This is a genomic window from Prevotella corporis DSM 18810 = JCM 8529 (genome assembly GCF_000430525.1).
Taxonomy (GTDB): Bacteria; Bacteroidota; Bacteroidia; order Bacteroidales; family Bacteroidaceae; genus Prevotella; species Prevotella corporis.
In genome coordinates this window covers 1-22,282 of sequence record NZ_AUME01000036.1, presented here as the reverse complement: position 1 = coordinate 22,282, position 22,282 = coordinate 1, and the positions used below count along the sequence as shown (strand labels likewise).

The window sequence follows — 22,282 nt, the reverse complement described above, 5'->3', positions numbered from 1 at the left end:
TTTTCTTTTTCTTTGCAGTATGGGAGTCGTGAGACAAACACGGGAAAGCAACATGGAACTATTGCGCATTGTGTCAATGCTGATGGTTCTGTTGCTTCATGCTAACTTTCTGGTGTTCGGAACACCCACAGTGGCCGACGCTACGTGTCAACCGGTGGCGACGTTCATTCGCCTGTTTTTTGAGAGTGTCAGTATTGTGGGCGTCAATCTCTTTGTGTTTATATCCGGTTGGTATGGCATCAAGGCGAAATTGAGGCGCATTGCAGCCTTCTTGTTTCAGGTATTCTTTTTTGTTGCTGTCTGCTATGGGGCGGAAGTTATGGTTTTGGGCACAAACACCTTCTCGTTCTCCTATCTTTTCCATTTGTTGAGGATGGATTCCTATTGGTTTGCGCAGTCTTACCTTATCCTTTATGTCATGTCTCCTGCACTCAATAAATTTATCGAACATTCGCAGCATCGCGACCACTTGCTTCTTCTCATCTCGTTGTTCGTTGTTCAGACTGTGTTTGGTTGGCTTGGCAATGAATGGTACAGAGGTGACGGCGACTCTCCGCTCACCTTTTTGTTCGTCTATCTTCTCGCCGCATACGTCAGAAGATACAGCTTGCTGCAATCGTTCTCCAGCGGCCGTTTGCTCTTCATGGCCTTCGGTGTAATCTTGGTTGGGTCACTGTTGGCCTTCGGAATGTCAGTTTTCGACCATCGGCTTGCATCCCTCTTCTATAAGCACACCTCACCCCTTGTGTTGATTGAGGTGACGTTGGTAGGCGTTGCCTTCTCAAAGTTTCATTTCAGAAGTCAAGCCATCAATTTCGTCGCAGCCTCATGCTTCGCAGTATATTTATTGAATTGCTATCCAGCATCTCTCGACTATTACATCCATACCGTAAGAGAATGGTTTGGAAGAGAGCCAGTAGGCTGTTTCGTGATTTATGTATCGGTTTTCGTTCTGGCCAATTTCCTCGTTGCCTTACTCATTGACCAACCGAGGATAGCAATTTGGAACTTCATCCAGAAGCAATTGGATTATAAAAGACAATCAAAATGAAAAGAATTTGCTCATTATTAATGATTCTCAACCTATCTGTTTTGCTCTGTGCACAACGTCCGTCATATGGCAAAATGTCACCTTTGGTACGACAGGCCGCGACAGAGGTCACCTTGAAGAAGCGTCAAGCTCGTTCCGTTGTAGGTTCATCACGTCGCCCTACCATTACGGCCTTTGTGAGAATCATCAGGAATGCCGATGCGGTTTTTAAAGCAAATGCTTGCAAGCAGTTGTCAAAGGTAGGCGACATCTACATCGTCTCCATACCATTGGACAGACTCGCCAGTCTTTCGCACAGCCCTGACGTCGTGCGCATTGAAGCAGGGAAGAGCGCAAGCGTACAAATGGATACCACAATAGCCATGATCAATGCGCTGCCGGTCTATGACGGGACGAGCATCCCTGAGAAATATACGGGCAAAGGTGTCATTGTGGGTGTGCAGGACATAGGTTTCGACCTTACGCATCCTAATTTCTATTCAGCCGATATGAGCCGTTATCGCATCAAAGCGATGTGGGATCAACTCTCGAAGGACACCATAGGGTCGGAACTTCCCGTAGGTCGCGACTACAAAGGACAAGCCGAATTACTTGCCATCGGTCATCCACTCGACGGTCTTACCCAGACACATGGCACGCATACGGCAGGTATCGCAGCTGGAAGTGGGGCAGAAGGCAACGGCATAGTTTCGCCTTATCGTGGCATGGCCTTTGATTCCGAAATCGTAATGGTAGCCAATGCCGCCGGCGACAATGTGGAGTTGATTGATTCGGCTGATTATTATAAATACACTTACGCAACAGACGCATTGGGATTCAAGTATATTTTTGACTATGCAGATAGCCAAGGCAAGCCCTGTGTCATAAATTTCAGCGAGGGAAGTCATCAGGATTTCCAAGGCTACGACCAGCTTTATTATGAAATGCTGGATGCCTTAACGGGGCCGGGGCATATCATAGTGGCATCGGCAGGCAATGATGCCGATTGGGTAAACCATATCCGGAAGCCTGCGGGCACAACCACCGCCGGGGCATTCGTCATCAGTAATCAGAAGTATGCCTACCACACGGTGAAAACCGATAAGCCTTTTACGTTCAGGACCAAGCTTTATGCCGACACACAGCACCCGCAGGTTGTCGATATATCAACCGATCAGATTCTCTCCAGTCCCGACTCGTTGTACTCTGATACACTGTCGGTAGGCGGATTGACCTATATATGGCGGATAGCGGGTTATCCTTCGAGCTACAATGAGGCCGAATTGACCTATGATTTCTATCTTTCCTGCGATGCAAACCTCGGCTATAACATGCCTGTCTCATTGGAGCTGGTGGGCAATACGGCAAATATTGACTTGTATAGAATCGCCGGTTATCTCGTCGCCAATCCACTTGACCCGTCGCTTAACTCAGGCGACAACGGCTATAGCGTCCACTCTCCATCGAGCGCCCCCAGTGTAATATCGGTTGGTGCTACAGCTTACCGTCAAGGTTTTCTCAACTATCTGGGCGATTGGAAGAGCTACGACAAGGGGACGGGTGGCGTTCGCACCTCTTTTTCGGGGGTTGGGCCTACGCTCGATGGGCGGACGAAGCCCGATGTGATGGCTCCTGGCCAGAATATCATATCGTCTTATAGCAGTTTCTTCATCAACAATCCCGCCAACGCAGGTTTCCCGCTTTCGAGCGATGTGCGTCATTTCGACTACAACGGCACTACCTATGCATGGAACTCCAATGGAGGCACGTCCATGTCTTCGCCTGTTGTGGCCGGTGCCATAGCCCTTTGGCTGCAGGCCTATCCCCAGCTGACGCCCGAAGACTGTCTTGACGTTTTCAGTAAGACTTGTACGCACTACGATTCGTCGCTTGTCTATCCTAACAACCTCTACGGTTATGGACAAATAGATGTCTATGAGGGTTTGAAAGAGGTGCTGAGAAAGGCGGCAGCTGGTGTGGAGACGGTCGAGAGCAGTGATTCCGATGAATGCGACAAAAGGATTTACTATCTTGATGGGCGGTATGCGGGCACGTCGGAGAAGGTATTACCACATGGAATCTATATTCGCAACCACCAGAAGTTTGTGAAACGATAGCCGATTCCACAGAAAACGAAATGATAGCGACACACTTCTGCTCATCGAATGTGTAAAGAAAAATTACCGAAAAACAGCGATCGGAAATTCCTGTTTCAGGAACGGTAAAACCGAGAATGGCTGCAGATTTGGTCCTTTTCAGCCATTTTTTACACTTTTTTCATGCATTGTCATGGCCGTTGCTTATCTATTGCAATCGAAAAGGTCAACGATGGTAGTCGGAAAGGTCAACGAACGAAGTGCGAAACCTAAGCTATCGAAAGAAAAAAAACGGATGGTTTTTCATTTTTGGCTGATGCTTTTTGGGGGGAATAGCAATAGTTTGATAATCAGAGTGTTGTGATGGCTGTCAAAATTGGCATATTTGCAAACTTATTGGAGGTTGTTTTCAAATACGCAAGCTATGAAGAGGCAATTGTAAAGATTCTTCATCGCTCACGACACCTCATTCATTCGGTCCTTGCCAGTCGTTTTATTTTCTCCTTTTCCCAAAGCTAAAATACGGCTATTCTTTCGTTTTTCTCACATTTCTATTATATCTTTGCATGGATAATGCTGGGCACAACCTGGCGACAACTCGACAATTATAGGAATCTAATGGACATACGAAAGAAAATAGACTGTTTTCTTCCTTGCAACGACTTGAAGAGAGCTGCCACGATAGCAGAACAGTTCCAACACAATGACACGGTCAATCAAATCTATTTGTTGGTGTCTGGCAAGGCAACGACCAGCAAAGGTCTGCCGGAAGGCGTCAGCACGATAATGGTTGACAATCTCTTGTCGGCCGACACCATGAGAGCGATAGCCGAAGCCACAACAGCCGATTATGCTTTGTTCTATATGAAGAGCACACCCGTCACTCTCGGCTATCAAGCCATCGACCGATTCATGCAAGTAGCTTCAGCCACTGATGCCATGTTGGTGTATGCCGATCACTATTCGGTGGAGGGCGGACAGACGGTGAAGCATCCAGTGATTGACTATCAGGCTGGCAGCATTCGCGATGATTTTGATTTCGGCTCGTTGGTGCTTATCGACGGAGGGGCATTGAAGGCCTACGCAAAGCTGGCCGTTGAGGCTCAATACATGTTTGCGGGCTGGTATGACCTCCGCCTCTTCCTGAGTAGGATGGGACAGGTGTTTCATCTGAACGAATATCTCTACACTGAGGAAGAGGACGACCTACGAGCGAGTGGCGAAAAGCAATTCGACTACGTGAATCCGCGCAACCGCGAAGTGCAGATCGAGATGGAAAAGGCTGCCACTGCCCATCTTGAGGCAGTTGGTGCATTGGTAGATACTGCCAATTATGCACAACCCGACTTTGAGGGGGGCAACTTCGGGGTAGAGGCCACTGTCGTTATTCCGGTGTTCAATCGTGAAAAGACCATACGCGACGCAGTGGAGTCGGCACTGAAACAAAAAACCGACTTCAAGTATAATGTGATAGTCGTTGACAATCATTCGTCTGACAAGACCACGGAGATACTTGCTCGACTGGCCGACAATGACAAAAGACTCATTCATCTCGTTCCCAACAGGCACGACTTGGGCATCGGCGGCTGCTGGAACTATGCCGTCAACAATGAGAACTGTGGTCGTTTTGCCGTGCAGTTGGACAGCGACGACCTCTATTCGTCGGAGAACACGTTGCAAAAGGTTGTCGATGCCTTCCACGAACAGAAGGCAGCGATGATCATTGGTTCGTATCGGATGTGCGATTTCGAGCTGAACACATTGCCACCGGGACTGATTGACCATGCGGAATGGACTGACGACAATGGCTGCAACAATGCGTTGCGCATCAATGGATTGGGTGCTCCTCGCGCTTTCTACACTCCGTTGGCTCGTGCAGTGAGGTTTCCCAATACAAGTTATGGCGAAGACTATGCCGTCGGGTTGGCATTCAGTCGCTGTTACCGAATCGGACGCATCTACGACGAATTGTATTTGTGTCGCAGATGGGGAGGAAACAGTGATGCGGCATTGAGCATCGAGAAGGTGAATGCCAATAACTTGTACAAAGATAGAATACGCACGATAGAACTTTCGGCCAGAAAGGCACTCAACAAGTGTGGCGACAAGGAGGGCGCAACGAGGCTTGAGCCTTTTTTTACGGTCAGCTGAGTAGGTGGAAAGATGCCGAAAAGCGGTTCAATGACTTGAAATCGGTTAAGGTTAGGTCAGTAGGCAGCCTTAAATTGCAGTTCAATCCTGCAAGGATGGTGAGCAGTGGGGCAAAAATCGATAAGGCGACAATTGCCAAGCGACCGTGTTTCCTATGTGGTGGCAATCGTCCTGCCGTGCAGATGATAAGGCATTTCAACGAGAACTTTGATATTCTTGTCAATCCTTTCCCCATACTGCCGGTACATTTCACCATTCCCGCGCGCCAACATCAGTTGCAATTGATAGAACAGAGCTACGGTGTCCTTCACCGATTGGTTGACACCTATCCAGAATGGATGTTCTTCTACAACGGACCGAAGTGCGGTGCCAGTGCGCCTGACCACCTTCACTTCCAAGGTGGCACAAAGGGCTTGCTCCCTTTGCAGGAGCAATGGTCGGAGTTGGACGAGCGACGAGATGTACTGGTAGAGCTGAATGACTGTGAGAGCATATCTCTTGTCAGAGATTTCGCCCATCCCGCCATCGTGATAAAGAGCCGTTCGGAGGCCGCTGACAAACAAATGTTCGGAATGGTTTATCGCTCGCTACCCCTTCAGTCAGACGACGCAGAGCCAATGATGAATATCATCGCATGGAAAGAGGGACTTGACAACCTGTCTGTTGTGTTCCCACGTCGCAAACACCGCCCAGATTGCTATTCTGCCGTAGGCGATGAACAGTATTTGATAAGTCCAGGTGCGCTCGACATGGGTGGATTGATCATCCTTCCGCGGGAAGAAGATTACGAGCGACTCACCGAAGAGCGCCTGACAGCTATAATGAGGGAAATAGTTCTCTCACCCAAGGATATGGAAGAGGTGGCCCAGAAGATAAAAGGGCTGCACAAACAGAAATCAAAGCTTTGAAAATGGATAAGGAACCTATCGTAACGGTGGGCATTGTGAGTGCTGAGGAATTGCACTTCACGCTCAATGATTGTTATTTGGTGAATGCCAGTGAGTGCAAGGGCAAGCAGTGTGTTGTCTTTTCCGAAGGAAGTATTCTCTGGGAAGGCACGAAATACACGGAATTGGCTTTTGTCCCAATACGCCAGGAGGTATCTTTCACACTTGAGGATGTCACCATCGGTGTTAATTTCCACTGGGAACGTCAGGAGGAGCAGACCTTTCAAGGCACGTTGCGTCTGGTAGTCGATGGCGATAAGATATGTGCCATCAACGAATTGCCAGTAGAAACCTATCTCATGAGTGTCATATCAAGCGAAATGAGAGCAACTTCCTCATTGGAATTGCTCAAGGCACACGCAGTCATATCACGTAGCTGGCTGCTGGCACAGATAGAAAAGCGCAAGAAAACTGAGCAAAGACTTGGGGAAACCTCATCGTTCATCGTCAAAGAGGATGAGTTGATACGGTGGTACGACCGTGAGGACCACACGATATTTGACGTTTGCGCCGACGATCACTGTCAACGCTATCAGGGAATCACAAGGTGTGTCAACGAACACGCAGTGAAGGCCATTCAAGCGACGGCTGGTGAGATTCTCATGTATGAGGGAGAGATATGCGACGCACGATATAGCAAGTGCTGTGGTGGAGCTACCGAGGAGTTTCAGTACTGTTGGGAGAATATCAGAAAGCCTTACTTGGCATTTCTTCCCGATGCCATGCCAGACGATTCAGTCATTCCCGACCTAACCAATGAGGACAATGCACGTGCGTGGATATTATCTTCGCCAGAGGCTTTCTGCAACACAAGGGATGCAAAAGTGTTGAGTCAGGTGCTTAATGACTATGATCAGGAGACGCAAGACTTCTACCGTTGGACGCAAGACTATACTCAAGATGAGCTTTCGGCTCTGATAAAAGAGAAAGTTGGAGTAGATTTTGGATGGATAGTTGACCTCATTCCTTTGGAGCGTGGTAAGAGTGGGCGTATCTTTCGCTTGCAGATCGTGGGAACAGAGCGCAGACTTATCATCGGGAAAGAACTTGAAATACGCCGCGTACTTAGCAAATCGCATTTGTACAGCTCTGCTTTCGTGATAGAAAAGAGCAACTTTATCAATGGCATAGCGCAGAAGTTCCACTTCGTTGGTGCGGGTTGGGGCCACGGAGTTGGTCTTTGCCAGATAGGTGCTGCCATGATGGGCGAAAAAGGCTATGGTTATAAAGAGATTTTGATGCACTATTATAAAGGTGCGAATGTGGAAAAGAAATATTAGGCAAATCAACGGTCTGATGTTGGCTTAGAGACGAGGCTGCTTATGATACTCCATCGTGCACCGTCTTTCAGCATAAACGTACAACAGCATATTAACAGAAGTGATATTGATGAAGAATGATGATTCCTGAGTTGAAAAAACATGACTGGCTGTGGCTTCCTACGATATATTTCACACGTGGGTTGCCATACGTTATCGTATTCTTGGTGTCGCTGGTGTTCTATAACCGCATGGGACAGTCCAACGGAACGATCACGCTTAATACGTCATGGTTCTTCATTCCATTTATTCTTCGACCTATTATGGGACGTGTTGTCACCGGATTCGCCACGAAACGTTTCTGGATACTGGCAATGGAGTTGCTGATGGCTGTCTGTATGTTCGGCGTTTCTCAAACAATCTCCTCTAAATACTGGGAGTTGCTGACGATGTTCTTCCTGTTTGTTACCGCTTCAGCCTCTGTTGTGCACGATGTAGCCATAGCACGATTCTACAAACAGTTTGTCTCGCCAATGGAAACACGCCACTTCAGCATCCACACTATTTTTCTTTTGGTGTCGATAATTGTGGGAATGGGCATCCCAGTGATGGTCGCCGGCAACTTGGAGGTGCTGAATAGAGTCGTGACAACTTCGTGGATGTCAACATTCGACTTGCTTTCCATCACTTTTATTATATTGTTTGTATATCATTTGGTTGTCATTCCCCATCCTCAAGACAATCCGTCGGTACCTGTTTGGAGTGGATTGACCCGCCGATGGTGGATGGAAACCAAGACAGGTTTCATGCAATTGCCCAACTATGGCGCATTGCTTTGTTTCCTGTTGCTCTTTCTTATTCCAGAAGGAATGTTCTTTCGCATAGCCCCGCTTTTCCTAATTGATCCAGGAAGTAATGGAGGACTGAGCCTCTCGCCACAGGAACTGGGATTGGCACAAGGCTCATTGGGTGCGTTTGCAGCCATTTTCGGTTGCGCTCTGGGAGCCAAAAGTCTCAAGAAATGGGGCTTGAGGAGATGTTTGTGGCCCATGGTCATCGCCATCACCTTGCCAAAGATGCTGTACATTTACTTGAGCTATAACTTTGTCTCAACACTCTCTATTATAAATGTCTGCGTTGTGATAGAGCAGTTCGGCTTTGGTTACGGCATCACGGCCTACATCCTTCTCCTCGTTTATTGTTCACAAGGCAAATACTCCGTTTTCAAGTTTTCGATAGCGAGCGCATTGGCTGCAATATCCCTGATGTCGTCGGGTTGGTTCACAGGCATTTTGCAGGAATATGTCGGCTATCGTCGCTTCTTTGTCATTGTGTCTATTGCCAATATCCTTCCTTTCATTGTCGCAGCTCTCATCCATGCCGACAAGAACCTGAACGAGAGACAAACAGAATCATTGTAAAACATCTGTCTTTTCCTCCGCAATAGGGAGAATGTCAATGAACTGCGCTTCACATTCTCTCAAGGCCTTTAGTTTCAAAGAGTGAAGCGGTCAACCATAAAAACATGTATTAGAAAATGTGATTCATAACAGTTTGATTTTCAGTGAAATAGAAAACGTGATTCAAAAGGTGAGCTTTCGTCGTGCAAAAGGTCACCTTTTAACAGTTGAAAGGTGACCTTTCGCAAAACCATCGCTGATCTTTTTTAGATTTTCTTAATCACCTTGCACGGATTTCCTGCAGCCACCACATTGTCGGGAACGTCGTGTGTGACTACCGCTCCGGCGCCAATGGTCACATTGTTGCCAATGGTCACACCCGGCAGCACCACCACGTTGCCTCCAATCCACACATTGTTGCCCACCTTTATGGGTAGAGCGTATTCTATATTCTTGTTGCGCTCCTCCGGGTTCAAGGGGTGTCCGGCAGTATAGAACGAACAGTTGGGAGCAATGAATACATGGTCGCCGAAAGTAACCTTAGCCTCGTCGAGAATAACGAGGTTGGTGTTGGCGAAGAAATGTTCTCCAATTTCAATATTGTAGCCATAATCGCAGAAGAACGGTGCGATGATTTTGAAGCTTTCGCCCGTCTTTCCCAATAACTTCCTCAATCGTTGCGTGCGTTCTTCGCGCTTCGATGGTGGGAGCATGTTCAGGTTGAAACATTCCTCCTCGCATGTAAACAGGTCGTTCAACACCTCCGGGGCACTTGCAAGATATGGGAGACCTTTCTGTTGTTTTTCTTTTTCAGTCATAAATCTATAATTTTATGAGACGGGACTTTGGCTACATCTGTTTTCAGCCATAGCTCCCGACCTACCATGAGACAAAATTGAAGTGGTGTCAGCGTTTTTTCTGGAAAGCGACCCTTGGATCTCCGTTGGCCAGATGGATAACTCCGCAATACCTGAACGCCAGTCGTTCCAAAGCCCTTTGCATGGGAATGTTGTCCTTATGGGTGTCGATGCGAATGTTGTCAACCTCTTTGAAGCAATAGTCCACCACCATTGCCATGATACCCCTTGTGCCGGGGGCCGACGCAACTCGGTGAATGGTTCCGTAAGGCTCCTCGTTGAGCCAGCCTTCACCCTCAATTTTCAGATAGGTCGGGTCAACTCCCTTTATAAAGGCAAAGGTGGCGATCGCCCTGTTATCATCGGTCGATATCAGATAACAGTTGCCTTTTTCGATATCGCTTTCCAACTGGGTCTGTGGAGGGTAGCCTTCTGTCCATTGGCCTGTGTTGCCTGACGCAATCATTTTCTCCCGACCGCATTGTATAAGGCTGAGTACGACGTCTAAATCGTTTTGAGTCGCTTTTCTTATTGTCATATTACCAACAAAAATAAGTAAAAAATCAATTACTTGCAAATTTTCTACCACATAACAATCCTTTATCGGCCATTCAATACAAGACATGAATAAAACTTTGAATTTTCAAATAAAAGACTGATAAAAAAAGCAAAAAACAGCAGATTTGAGCTTTTATTTTGAGTTTCAAGTGGTTGTGGCAGTCGTTGGCTTTAAGTGGCATAGACGAGGAAATGCGAAAATGGTGGATTTGAGAAGTGGAAACGCTTTCAAGTCATTACCTCAAAGAAACGTCCTAATAAGCATATTTAACGGCTTCGGTTCTTACTTCTCCATTCTGCATAGGTTGTGAATTTGCCATGCAACTCTCATGATTTAATTTTGCACCCAACAAAAAAGCAAGGAATTATGAGAAGTACATTCAAGACGGTCTTCTATGTAAATGGAAGCAAGGAGAGAAACGGAATTGTCCCTATCATGGGACGTGTGACAATCAACGGAACTATCGCACAGTTCAGTTGCAAGCAGAGCGTGACCATGGCAATTTGGGATGCCAAGGGCAACAGAGCCAAGGGAAGAAGTAAAGAAGCCAAGGAAGTGAACTTTGCGCTTGACAACATCCATGCCATCAGAGAAGTCTGTCATCTTCCTCCTGGCAGCCGTGGCGATGGAGGAAACAAAGACGACATATGAAAGGAGAATATATCAATTCAAAAACTGGAAAGAAAAGAATAAAATAACAGTGGAAGTACAGAGAAAGGAAAGATGAATTACACACTTTTAAGGACACTACCCGGTAGGGCATATGATTTAACCAGTTTATCCTCTAATCACATATTCAAATTCATCAAAATACTCATATCCTAATTCTTTTAAGACTTGGCGACTGTGTTTCCTATCCTCTTCGGTGTTGAACTTTGGTATGAAGGGGAGGCGGAGAATGATTTTGTCTTTATGCTTTGCATGAGTGTAGAGCCAGACAAGGTTGTCGATAACTTGTTTGTTGGTCTTGCCTGTATAGGCTTGGTAGATAGCTGGATTCATGTCCTTTATGTCGATGATAAAGGAATCAATGTATGGAGTGACTTCCTCCAAGTTATGGCGAGGCACGTTTAGACTCGTCTCCATCGTAAATTGCCATTCATTTGGGCATTGCTCACAAAATTCCTTTATAAATGAACTCCGCAGAAGTGGTTCGCCTCCGCCAAAGCAGATGCCTCCTCCTGTCGCCAAGAAGTAAAGATTGTCCATCTCCACATTCTGCATTAAGAGTTCTGTATCCATTTCCTGCCATACGCCGTCAGCATCATAACACTGTGGATTGAGGCAGTATTTACAACGAAGCGGGCAACCGTGGAATGCCACGAGCGTAGTTACCCCTTCACCGTCTATTGAAAGGCGGTGGCGGTCTATACAGATGAGCGGAGCGGTATTCATATTATTCAATTCTGAAATTGACAGGAATAGTATATTTTGATTTCACGGCTTTGCCGTTTAGCTTTGCAGGCTTCCATTTCGGCATACTTTTCACAATACGAATGGCTTCCTCATCTAGAGGAGGAGTAAGGTTCTTCATCACAGTTATATCACTCAGACTTCCGTCTTCATTGACAGTAAAGACAATGACCACTCTTCCCGTGGCTGCACCTTCAAGGTATTCTTTTGGATAGCAGAGGTTTATCCTTAATGTATTGCATCAGTGCAGCCTTACCACCAGGAAATGAAGCCATCTCTTCGGCTACACCAAAAATGTTTTTGCTTTCGGTGGAGTTTATTCTTATGGCTGGTTGAACTATGACTGTCTTGTTTTGTTTTGATGACTTGCCTTTTGTCTTGTCCTTTTTAATAACAGGAGTAGTTTTTGGGGTTAAGGAGCGATACCAGCAATCACTTCTAAAATATGTGCCGTTAAAGTAACAATATTGAGCTTGTCTTGGCTCATTTCCGAAAGTTTGATTACTCGGTCTTGAAAGCCAATGTATTTTACAGTTATCATATCCCCTTGCTTTACTTCAAGGGTAAAATTCCCATCAATGTCAGACAACGTTTGCTTTCCTGAAAGCTTAGAAGTGATAATGGCTCCGATGATAGGATTTTTCTCATCGTCAATAACATGCCCTTGTACAAATAACACTCCCTTTTTGCCAAGTTCTTCTTTTTCTTTAAGTAAAATGGTATCACTGGAAGTATAATCTTGATAGCTGATAGGAATAACTTTTTCTGGCATGGATGATTCCATGTCATATTTTGCCTTTTGTGTGGCACAAGATGTGGTGGATGTGGCAAGGGTGGTTATTCCCAATGCTATTCCAGCAACCTTGATAGCCTTTCCTGCCATCTGTCGAAGTCTCAGTTCATACTCTAAGTCCTTCACATCTTGCTCGCATTTAGGACAAGTACCCTTACATTCGCCCTTGAAATGACATTCTTCGGGTGAATATTTTATCTCATTGGCATCTGCTATTTGCTTGCGGATGGCTTTAAGAATATTACAGATGTTGCGTCCTCTTGTCATAGTTTATTTCCTTTTATGCTTATGTCCTTTTTTTGACAACAACCACTTCTCCTGTGAGTCCAAAAGCTTCTTTCAAAGTTATAACATTGAGTTTTTCAAGATTCATTTCTGATAGTTTAATGATTCTGTCTTGCATACCAATGAACTTTATGGTGATTGTATCTTTTGGCTTCACTTCAATGGTGAAGTTTCCGTCAATATCTGCTACCGTTTTCTTTTCAGAAAGTTTAGCTGTGATGAAAGCAGCGACAATCGGTTCTTTTGTGTTTTCGTCAATGATATGCCCTTGAACAAAAAGAACTCCTTTCTTACTCAATGTTTCTTTTTCTTTTAATAGGATAGAATCTTTGGCTGTGTATTCTTGGAAGCGAATCGGAATAACTTTCTTTGGCAGTGAGGGCGTGGAGTTATAGTATCCTTTTTGTATAGAGCAGGAAGTAAAAGATGCAGAAAGAGCAGTCATTCCCAATGCCACTCCTGCGACCTTTATAGCCTTCCCTGCTTTCTGCCTAAGTCGCAACTCATGTTCCAACACTCTAACATCTTTCTCGCATTTCGGGCAAGTTCCTTTGCATTCACCTGTGAAGTGACATTCGTCTGGTGAATAGTTAATCCCATTGGCATCCGCTATTTGTTTGCGAATAACCTTTAGAGTATCGCAGATGTTGCGTCCTTTGGTTTTCATAAATTGATGTTTTTATGTGTTCAACATTCTCTTTATTTTCAAAATGAGTATATATTGCTCCTTAGTTATAATTCATAATTCTGTTTTCAAAAGTACGAAAAACAATCCACAAACAAGAATGTTTTGCTTTGTATTGTAAGAATTGGGGACGACATTTAATATTTCTCTTGTTTTTAATGCCGTATATGAAAATTATATGTGTTTCGTTAGATATTGTGTTGTTGCATTTGTGCGCATTTTTTCGACCATAATTTAATAATCTATAAAAGCAAAGCAAAAGATGTAGTTTCTCAGATTTTAAATTTGTCTTTGCAGTCGTAAAGAGTTGTTTGACAAGCAAGGCAAACTTATGTAGAATATAGAAGTTAAAACTATTGCCAAGTCATTACCTATATTGAGGAGAGACACTCATAAATTGCACATTTTAAACTATTCAGAAGATTTTAGCAGAATTTTCAAATAAAAAAACGTAACTTTGCAAAATACATAGAGCCGAAGGAAAGTTATGGAAAACAATATGAAGATAGCGGTTGCAGGTACAGGCTATGTTGGATTGAGCATCGCAACCTTGCTGAGCCAGCACAATGAGGTAAAAGCCGTTGATGTCATACAGGAGAAAGTCGATTTGATCAACAATCGCAAGTCGCCTATTCAAGATGATTATATAGAAAGCTATCTGGCTGAAAAACCGTTGAGGCTCGAGGCCACGACGAACGGTGAGGAGGCTTACCACGATGCCGACTTCGTGGTTATCGCCACACCAACCAACTATGACCCGATGAAGAACTATTTTGACACGACACACGTCGAGGAGGTCATAGAAATGGTGATGCGTGTCAATCCAAGCGCAATTATGATCATCAAATCAACGATTCCCGTCGGATACACGGAGAGCGTCCGGGAAAGGTTTGCCTGCGATAATATTATCTTCGCACCAGAGTTTCTGCGTGAGAGCAAGGCCCTCTACGACAATCTCTATCCCAGTAGAATCATTGTGGGTCGCCCAGAAGGTGACCAGCGTCTGGACAAGGCGGCCCGTTGCTTTGCAGGATTGCTGCAGGAGGGTGCTATCAAGAAAGACATCCCAACGCTTTTCATGGGACTTACCGAGGCCGAGGCTGTCAAACTCTTTGCCAATACCTATCTGGCGCTGAGGGTGAGCTATTTCAATGAGCTGGATACTTATGCGGAGGTGAAGGGACTCGACACATCACACATCATCCAAGGAGTTTGTCTCGATCCTCGAATAGGCTCATTCTACAATAATCCCTCGTTCGGATATGGCGGTTATTGCCTTCCGAAAGACACCAAGCAGCTGCTTGCAAATTATTCAGATGTGCCCGAAAACCTGATTCAAGCTATTGTGGAGAGCAACCGGACAAGAAAGGACTTTATTGCCGACCAAGTGCTGAACAAAGCTGGTTATTACGACTATTACGAACAGGGGAGTTACAATCCTAAAGTGGAAAAGAATTGTGTCATTGGTGTTTATAGGCTTACGATGAAGTCGAACAGTGACAATTTCAGGCAAAGTTCCATTCAGGGTGTCATGAAACGTATCAAGGCCAAGGGGGCTACCGTGATTATCTATGAGCCAACGCTTGAGGATGGCAAAACATTTTTCGGAAGTCTCGTGGTGAATGATCTGTCGGATTTCAAGCAACGGTGCAACACCATCATAGCAAACAGGTATGATGCGGTGCTCGATGATGTGAGAGAGAAGGTTTATACACGTGACGTTTTCCAGTGTGATTGAGGGATGATAGTGGATATTGAGAAAAAAGAGGACAGCTATTACAAGGGCTTGATTCGGGTGGAGGTGACGCAACCGCGCATAGATGTCGTCAACGAGGTCGTTTATGCCCAATACTTCAAGAACGGAACACGCTCCCTTCACATGACACTCTTCGTGCCGAATACTGACGAGCCCAAACCCTGTGTGGTTTATTTTCCCGGCGGTGGCTTCACCACGTCAGACTATGGCAAATGGAGTCGATTGCGCATGGCTATGGCATTGCAAGGATTTGTGGTGGCGGCAGTGGAGTATAGAGCCATTCCCGACCCATTCCCCGCTATTCTTATTGATGGAAAGACAGCCATTCGCTATCTCCGCGCCCATGCCGTTAAATTCGGAATTGATGGCAATCGCATTGGCGTGATGGGCAATTCTGCCGGTGGGTATCTTGCCAATTTGGTGACTATGACGGCCGATGTGGAGGAATTCAACGTTGGCGACTTTCTTGATTACTCATCCGACACACAAGCTTGTTGCGACATCTTTGGTCCGACAGACCTCGCTTCGGTTGACGAGGGCTTTCCACCGGAAGTTCACAAGTATCACAAGTCGCCAAGTGCGACAGAGGCCCTTCTGTTAAATGGTGTTACCTATGGGCGAAATCAGAGCTACGACATCCACGACGACTTGGTACGAGCACGGTGGGCAAGCCCGATGGGTTATCTGAAGACCGGACTTCCGCCATTTCTCATCATGCATGGAACAAATGATCAGATGGTCTCGATTATGCAGAGCGAGCATCTTTACGATGGATTGAAAGCACTCCGCGTTCCGGTGGACTACTATCAACTCAAGGATGCTGGACATGGCGACGACCCTTGGTTCCAGCAACCGGTCATAGAATTGATTGTTAATTGGTTCAGGAAACATCTGATGAATGTGGATTAACATCGCTCTGACTCTTTCTTGCTTTCCGGTCCCAGCTTCCAATATCAACGATTTTTTTTTGGATTAGGGATAATCGGCGACTAAACAGTCGTGAAGCATCATCTCAAATCACTACACAAAAGGGTAATAATTCATCACCGAGGCTATTTTTTACCCAAAAGTGTAGTGATTTTTTTCTGTGAAGACATTACTTTTGCGGTATAAAAATGAAAATGTAAGACAAAAAACGCATTGGGATGTCACAAGACAGACAGTTTTTCCGTCTTTCTTAATTAGACGTAAAATAAAGAAAATGAAAAAATGTATTCTATCGCTGTGGCTCTGCTGCATGGCTTTCGTACAGGGGCAGGCACAGCAAATTACTGGAAAGGTGATGGATGAGAACAACTCACCGATGGAGTTTGTGAATGTAGTTTTGCTCACGGCAAAGGATTCGGCTTTCGTAAAGGGAGCCGTTACGAAAGAAGACGGCAGCTTCGTGATTGATACGGAATGTAAAGGCGGTATTCTCCGCGCCTCGTTCGTGGGGTATCAAACGGCATTCAAGACTTGCAGCGGTGCGAACGTTGGTATTATCCAGATGCAGTTGGAGGCAAGGACAATGGACGAGGTAGTGGTGAAAGGACGACTGCCACAGTACAAAATGACGGGCGAGGGCATGATGACTACCGTTGCCAACACCACGCTCAGCAAACTCGGTACAGCCGATGACGTGTTAGCGCACGTTCCGGGACTGATCAAGAAGAGTGGGGCTTACGAAGTGTTTGGCAAAGGTTCGCCCATCTTTTATATTAATGGTAGGCTGATGCGCGACAAGACGGAATTGGACCGACTGAAGGCTGAGGACATTTTGAGCATTGAAGTAATCAGAAATCCGGGAGTGAAATATGATGCTACGGTTACGGCGGTGGTGAAGATAAAGACACGCCGCAGAGCCGGTGAGGGCTTTGGCTTCGACCTTCGCTCGTCTTATTACCAATCGGAAAACATCGACCTCATAGAGCAAGCCAATTTCAACTACCGACATAAAGGGTTGGATGTGTTCGGCTCGTTCTATTACTCAAACATCAAGGGTTTCTATAAGGGAATCACTACCACAGACGTGGCTGCCGATACGCTTTGGCATCAGCAGTTCTCGCAGAACTATCAATATAAGAATCTCAGTTATACACCCACCATTGGTTCAAACTTTCAGCTGAACGACAGCAATTCCATCGGTTTCCGTTATCAGTTAAGTTTGAGTCCGAACAAGAATTATTGGACTCCGCTCATCTTCGATATCACCGCCAACGGCGAGTTTTACGACCATCTGACGAACAATGTGGACTATTGCTATATCTACAAACCGTCACACAACCTGAACCTCTATTACAACGGAAAGTTTGGAAAAGTAAATCTAAACCTCAATGTAGATTATATGCGGAATGGGCAAGAGGAAAATGCCGTTTACAACGAGAAGAGCACTACCCATCAGGACCGCACGGTAACATCGTTGAACAGCGTACGCAACTCGTTGGGAGCATTCAAGTTGGATGTGAGTTTCCCTTTGCTGGGCGGCGAACTTTCCGTAGGAGCTGAGGGGAGCAAGACCAACAGAACCGACACCTACTACAATGCGGAAGGCTATGTGCCGTCGGCCAACAGCGAGCTGCGCGAACGGCATTGGGCAAATTTCTTCCAGTATTCCCGTATGACCCCGATAGGACAGTTGATGGCGGGCCTCCGCTATGAACATGTGAAATTCGACTATTTCAAAGACGGTGCACACATGGATGAACAAAGTCGATCGTTTGGCAATCTCTTCCCACAGCTCTCCTTGGCCACTCAGTTGGGCAAGGTTCAGTTGCTGCTCGCTTATGCAGGCAAGACCGTGCGTCCCAACTATAGCCAGCTTAGCACTAACGTTACTTACGGCAACCGTTTCCTTTTGCAGACGGGAAATCCCTATCTGAAACACGAGTATGTGCACAATCTCTCGCTTTCGGGAATGTGGAAAATACTGCAATTCTCTATCGACTATACCGACTATCGCAACGCCATCCTCTTTTGGGCGGAACAGAAGGAGGACAATCCATCCATCTCTATCGTAACACACAGAAACATCCCTACGCTGAAGAACCTGGCACTCTCGCTCGTCGTAGCTCCGAAGATTGGAATATGGTCGCCACAGCTGAGTGTGGCATTGATGAAACAATGGCTCACATTTGACACCAAAACCAATCACTACACGATGAACAAGCCTTACTTTCAGCTTTCGTTCGACAGTACTTTTAATTTCGGACACGGTTGGGTTGCCACTGCCGGAATGTGGCTAAGAACAAAGGGAGACATGGAGAATTCCTATTTTCCAAACAATCTAATGAGTGTGGACGCTACGCTGACCAAATCGTTCTTCAACGACCGGTTTTCGGTTATGCTGCGTGGCTCTGACCTCTTCCACACGCAGAGAGCGGAAAATCTGATATATTTGAATCAGATGAGGGTGCTGCAGTCGCAGTCAAGCGACACGCGCGAAGTGTCCGTTACGCTGCGCTATAAGTTCAACACCACCCGAAGCAAGTACAAGGGAACGGGAGCAGGCAATGCAGAGAAGAACAGGCTTTAACAGTGGCTCCGGATAAAAACGACGTAGGCTGAACCCTTTGTTTGGGTTCAGCCTATTTATGATTTGTGCTGATTGTAAACTGATTGAATTACAGCACTCTTAGTGGTGGACCTGGTGGGAGTCGAACCCACGTCCGCACAAGGAAACCATACGCTTTCTACATGCTTATTTCAGCCTTTGGTTTTCGAGCTACAGCAAGACCTGAACCACCAACTGTAGCCTTATCCTCTAAATTTCATCCGACCGGCGAGGCACAGCCGAACTATTTCCGATTTTCCTGCACCGCTTGATCCTCAGATTCGGAACAACATCCTTGGAGCGATGTCTCGTTCCATCGCCTTGCGACGGAATAAAGCCAGTAATCTACTGTACTTCGATTAGGCAGCGAGAGCGTAATTGTTTTCGCCAATTAATTGTTTGATAACTGATATTTAGGAGCCAGCCACCGACGCTCCGCATGCTTACATACCATTTCGTCTTGCCGTCAAATCCAAACAAGCCCATTGTATTAAGTGGTGCAAAGGTAATGATTATTTCTGAAATGCGTAAGATTTATGCTGTTATTTTCTTTTTTGGGTGCAGAGGGCTGTTTAGGGTGGGCAGCGAAATGAAAAAAAGAAAGACTCTGGTTGAGTCTTTCTTTTGATCGGATCTTTCTTTTTGATGAAAGATTTCTTTTCGATTGGGTCTTTCTTTTTGATGAAAAGGTTTGGTTTATGCTTCTTTGTCGTATTCCAAGTGGAAGTTGATGACGGCTTCGATGCCTTTCTTCCAGAGGTCTATTGGCATGTTTTCGTTGGGGGAGTGGATGGCGTTTGATTCCAGGCCGAAGCCCATGAGGAGGCTCTTTACGCCGAGTTCTTTCTCGAAGGTGGAGATGATTGGAATACTGCCGCCGATGCGCATGGGCAATGGTCGTTTGCCGAATACTTGTTCGAAGCCGCGTTCGGCTGCTTTGTATGCGGGGAAGTCGATGGGGCAGACGTAGCCGTAGCCGCCGTGGAGCATTTCTACTTTTACTTCGACGGTGTCTGGCGCTACTTTGTTGAAGTAATCGACGACGAGTTGTCCGATTTTCTTGTAGTCTTGATGTGGGACGAGGCGTGATGATATTTTGGCGTAGGCTTTTGATGGGAGTACGGTTTTTGCGCCTTCTCCTTGGTAGCCACTCCAGAGTCCGCAGACGTCGAATGATGGGCGGTAGCCTGTGCGTTCGATGGTGCTGTAGCCTTCTTCGCCGAATACGTTTTTGATGCCGAGTGATTTCTTGTAGGCGTCCATGTCGAATGGTATGGAGGCGACGAGTGCGCGTTCTTCTTTGGATGCTTCTTCTACGTCGTCGTAGAAGCCGGGGAAGCGTATTTTGCCGTCTGGGCCTGTTATGTCGCCGATGAGTTTGCAGAGGACGTTGGCTGGGTTTGCCACTGCTCCGCCGAATGTGCCAGAGTGGAGGTCGTGGTCGGGGCCGGTAACTTCAATCTGCCAGTAGGCGAGTCCGCGCAGTCCGGTGGTGATGGAGGGTGTGTCGGGTCCGATGAGTGTGGTGTCGGATACGAGGATGACGTCGCATTTCAACAGGTCTTTGTGTTCTTCGATGAATGGGCCGAGGCTTGATGAGCCGATTTCTTCTTCGCCTTCGAAGATGAATTTCATGTTGTGCTTCAGCAGGTTGTGCTTGTTGACGTATTCGAATGCTTTTGCTTGTATGAATGATTGTCCTTTGTCGTCGTCGGCTCCTCGTGCCCAGATGTGTCCGTCTTTCACTACCGGTTCAAAGGGTTCGGTTTTCCACAGGTCGAATGGTTCTGCGGGCATTACGTCGTAGTGTCCGTAAACCAGGACGGTTTTTGCTTTTGGGTCGATGATTTTTTCGGCATAGACCATTGGGTTTCCTTTTGAGGGCATGACTTCTGCTTTGTCGACGCCTGCTGCCAAGAGCAGTTCTTTCCATCTTTCGGCACAGCGTACCATGTCTTCTTTGTGGGCTGGTTGTGCACTTACGCTTGGGATGCGTATGAGGCTGAAGAGCTCTTCGAGCATGCGTGCCTCGTTTTCTTCTACATATTTTTTGATCATAGTAATATAAATGTTATTGGTATTTCTTTTTCATAGCCAGCATTGCTGTTTGGCGAATGTTCCGCAAATATACAACTTTTTTCCGAATGCGTGTGTAAAAATCCGGATATCTTTTCCTTTGTTCGGTGTATGGGCTATAATATTTAAGGTGTAGTGGATGCTTTTAATGGTCATAAGGAGGTGTGTGTAATTGAGTTGGCGTGATATTTTCGTTTGTTTTTCAGCCGGTGTTTTGGCTTGAGAAGGGGAGTGTGGCGAGAGTGTAATCGTTTTTGTTTTCATGGTGATGGGGTATGGTTGGATAGAATGTATAATCGTTTCGGGAAGAACGTATAATTGTTTTTATGGGAAAAACTTTCATTTCTTTATTTGTCTCTATCTATTCATGCTTCGTATTTCTTCTTCTGTCGGATATTACAATAATGCACCAGTGACATTTGGTCAATGTCAGGGTACATGGCGAGTATTGGTCGTCAACAGCCCACCTGATAATCCGGAATGGACTCAATGCTAGCATTTGAGATTTTCCTGTCACAATGCAATGCTGTGTTGCGAGTTCCATAACGTAGGTTTTGTAAGCTTCCCCTGTTTGATTAAGTCTATTTTACCTTGTCTTATTATGGTTGTGGTGAAGGTGCCCATCATCTTCCATATATTCTTGTCTCACATTTCATATTGATTGGAGCGTAGTATTATTCTTTTTTGCCTCGCAAAAAGTATCTTGAATGGAAAAAAAATGTTTTTATTTGCCTTTTTACAAAAAAAGTGTTATATTTGCGGTAGGATTTGGAGCAATCCATTCCAAGACATTTTGGAAAAGAAGAGGCGTTATGCTAATATCTGTTCGGCCTGAAACCTGAGAAATTTCAAAAACGAACGAAGATTTGCATAGTGGTTCTCACGTTATGGCGTGGGCTGCTATTTGTACATTCGTTCGTTTAGGTTTTCTCAGGACCGCAGGCTGAAGATGTGGACATAGTCAGTTCCACGCCTTCACGTTTCATTTAAAATCCTTGATAGGAGCTGGTTGAGGAGTCTGTTTTTATATGAAAAATAAAACTTTTTTCTTGTTCCTCTCATTGATGGCAATGTTTGGATTGAACTCATGCCAATTGGATGAGTCCATTAACACGGCTCAGTAGAAAATCAATGGGGATAGGCATATAGTTTTGCAATTCTGAATAAAAAGAACTTCTTGTCTGCCACTCCTCTTAGATTGGCTCGGAAAAGTTTAATTTTGGCATTGAACGATTCTGCCATGGCATTCGAAGATCTGTTGTTATAGAAGTTCAATATCTCATCATAATGCTCGTAGAATGTGGCAGCAATCACATTGAATGAATGGAAGTCTGCCTCTTCAACTTTATTGTACCACCGTGCCATGGAGAGCCTGGCTGCATCCTTGATGGTGTTCTTGGCGAAGATTATGCGCAGTGAGTGGCACAGTCCGTATGCCTTTTG

14 protein-coding genes, 1 other RNA gene and 2 pseudogenes are annotated in these 22,282 nt (G+C 45.7%); 8 read left to right on the top strand and 9 right to left on the bottom strand.

Going from position 1 to position 22,282, the window contains the following annotated elements:
• Positions 1–52: 52 nt before the first annotated feature.
• From H515_RS0107585 to H515_RS0107550, 4 genes and pseudogenes are all read left to right on the top strand, one after another.
• Positions 53–1,051, top strand: coding sequence for an acyltransferase family protein (locus tag H515_RS0107585; protein ID WP_161625403.1), 999 nt, complete (start codon positions 53–55; stop codon positions 1,049–1,051).
• Positions 1,048–3,147, top strand: coding sequence for a S8 family serine peptidase (locus H515_RS0107580; protein WP_025877504.1), 2,100 nt, complete (start codon positions 1,048–1,050; stop codon positions 3,145–3,147). Before H515_RS0107585 ends, H515_RS0107580 begins: the two co-directional genes overlap by 4 nt.
• A gap of 597 nt (positions 3,148–3,744) precedes the next feature.
• Positions 3,745–7,504, top strand: a pseudogene (locus tag H515_RS15290) (DUF4922 domain-containing protein).
• A 116-nt stretch (positions 7,505–7,620) separates the two neighbouring features.
• The gene (locus tag H515_RS0107550; protein ID WP_025877510.1) at positions 7,621–8,904 is read left to right on the top strand and encodes an MFS transporter; all 1,284 of its coding nucleotides are present in this window, start codon (positions 7,621–7,623) and stop codon (positions 8,902–8,904) included.
• A 245-nt stretch (positions 8,905–9,149) separates the two neighbouring features.
• Here H515_RS0107550 and H515_RS0107545 read toward each other — a convergent pair whose 3' ends face one another.
• Positions 9,150–9,701: a sugar O-acetyltransferase gene (locus H515_RS0107545; RefSeq protein ID WP_025877512.1), complete on the bottom strand. Its 552-nt coding sequence runs from the start codon at positions 9,699–9,701 to the stop codon at positions 9,150–9,152.
• A gap of 88 nt (positions 9,702–9,789) precedes the next feature.
• Positions 9,790–10,278, bottom strand: coding sequence for a GNAT family N-acetyltransferase (locus tag H515_RS0107540; protein WP_036890985.1), 489 nt, complete (start codon positions 10,276–10,278; stop codon positions 9,790–9,792).
• Positions 10,279–10,665: 387 nt separating this feature from the next.
• On the opposite strand from H515_RS0107540, the pseudogene H515_RS13180 reads away from it, so the two are divergent.
• Positions 10,666–10,884: pseudogene (locus H515_RS13180) on the top strand (Arm DNA-binding domain-containing protein); the annotation flags it as partial.
• Positions 10,885–11,076: 192 nt separating this feature from the next.
• On the opposite strand, the gene H515_RS0107530 reads toward H515_RS13180, so the two are convergent.
• From H515_RS0107530 to H515_RS13165, 4 genes are all read right to left on the bottom strand, one after another.
• Positions 11,077–11,694, bottom strand: coding sequence for a radical SAM protein (locus H515_RS0107530; protein ID WP_028901794.1), 618 nt, complete (start codon positions 11,692–11,694; stop codon positions 11,077–11,079).
• A gap of 1 nt (position 11,695) precedes the next feature.
• Positions 11,696–11,887 carry an energy transducer TonB gene (locus H515_RS15065; RefSeq protein WP_238300178.1) on the bottom strand — a complete coding sequence of 64 codons (192 nt, stop codon included), beginning with the start codon at positions 11,885–11,887 and terminating at the stop codon, positions 11,696–11,698.
• 237 nt (positions 11,888–12,124) lie between these two features.
• Positions 12,125–12,772 (bottom strand): carboxypeptidase-like regulatory domain-containing protein, encoded by a 648-nt coding sequence (locus H515_RS15060; protein ID WP_238300177.1) that lies wholly within the window; start codon positions 12,770–12,772, stop codon positions 12,125–12,127.
• A gap of 19 nt (positions 12,773–12,791) precedes the next feature.
• Positions 12,792–13,457 (bottom strand): carboxypeptidase-like regulatory domain-containing protein, encoded by a 666-nt coding sequence (locus H515_RS13165; protein ID WP_025877905.1) that lies wholly within the window; start codon positions 13,455–13,457, stop codon positions 12,792–12,794.
• A 505-nt stretch (positions 13,458–13,962) separates the two neighbouring features.
• Here H515_RS13165 and H515_RS0107515 point away from each other — a divergent pair.
• From H515_RS0107515 to H515_RS0107505, 3 genes are all read left to right on the top strand, one after another.
• Positions 13,963–15,213, top strand: coding sequence for a nucleotide sugar dehydrogenase (locus H515_RS0107515; RefSeq protein ID WP_028901793.1), 1,251 nt, complete (start codon positions 13,963–13,965; stop codon positions 15,211–15,213).
• A gap of 3 nt (positions 15,214–15,216) precedes the next feature.
• Positions 15,217–16,140, top strand: a complete 924-nt coding sequence (locus H515_RS0107510) for an alpha/beta hydrolase (protein WP_025877903.1) — start codon at positions 15,217–15,219, stop codon at positions 16,138–16,140.
• Between the two features lie 292 nt (positions 16,141–16,432).
• The gene (locus H515_RS0107505; protein ID WP_025877901.1) at positions 16,433–18,745 is read left to right on the top strand and encodes a TonB-dependent receptor domain-containing protein; all 2,313 of its coding nucleotides are present in this window, start codon (positions 16,433–16,435) and stop codon (positions 18,743–18,745) included.
• A gap of 103 nt (positions 18,746–18,848) precedes the next feature.
• Here H515_RS0107505 and ssrA read toward each other — a convergent pair.
• The 3 genes from ssrA to H515_RS0107495 all read right to left on the bottom strand — a co-directional run.
• Positions 18,849–19,247: a transfer-messenger RNA gene (ssrA, locus tag H515_RS14025) on the bottom strand.
• A gap of 212 nt (positions 19,248–19,459) precedes the next feature.
• Positions 19,460–20,821: a dipeptidase gene (locus H515_RS0107500; RefSeq protein WP_028901791.1), complete on the bottom strand. Its 1,362-nt coding sequence runs from the start codon at positions 20,819–20,821 to the stop codon at positions 19,460–19,462.
• Between the two features lie 1,146 nt (positions 20,822–21,967).
• Positions 21,968–22,282 (bottom strand): transposase (locus H515_RS0107495; RefSeq protein ID WP_028901790.1); only part of this gene is annotated, 315 nt, incomplete at its 5' end.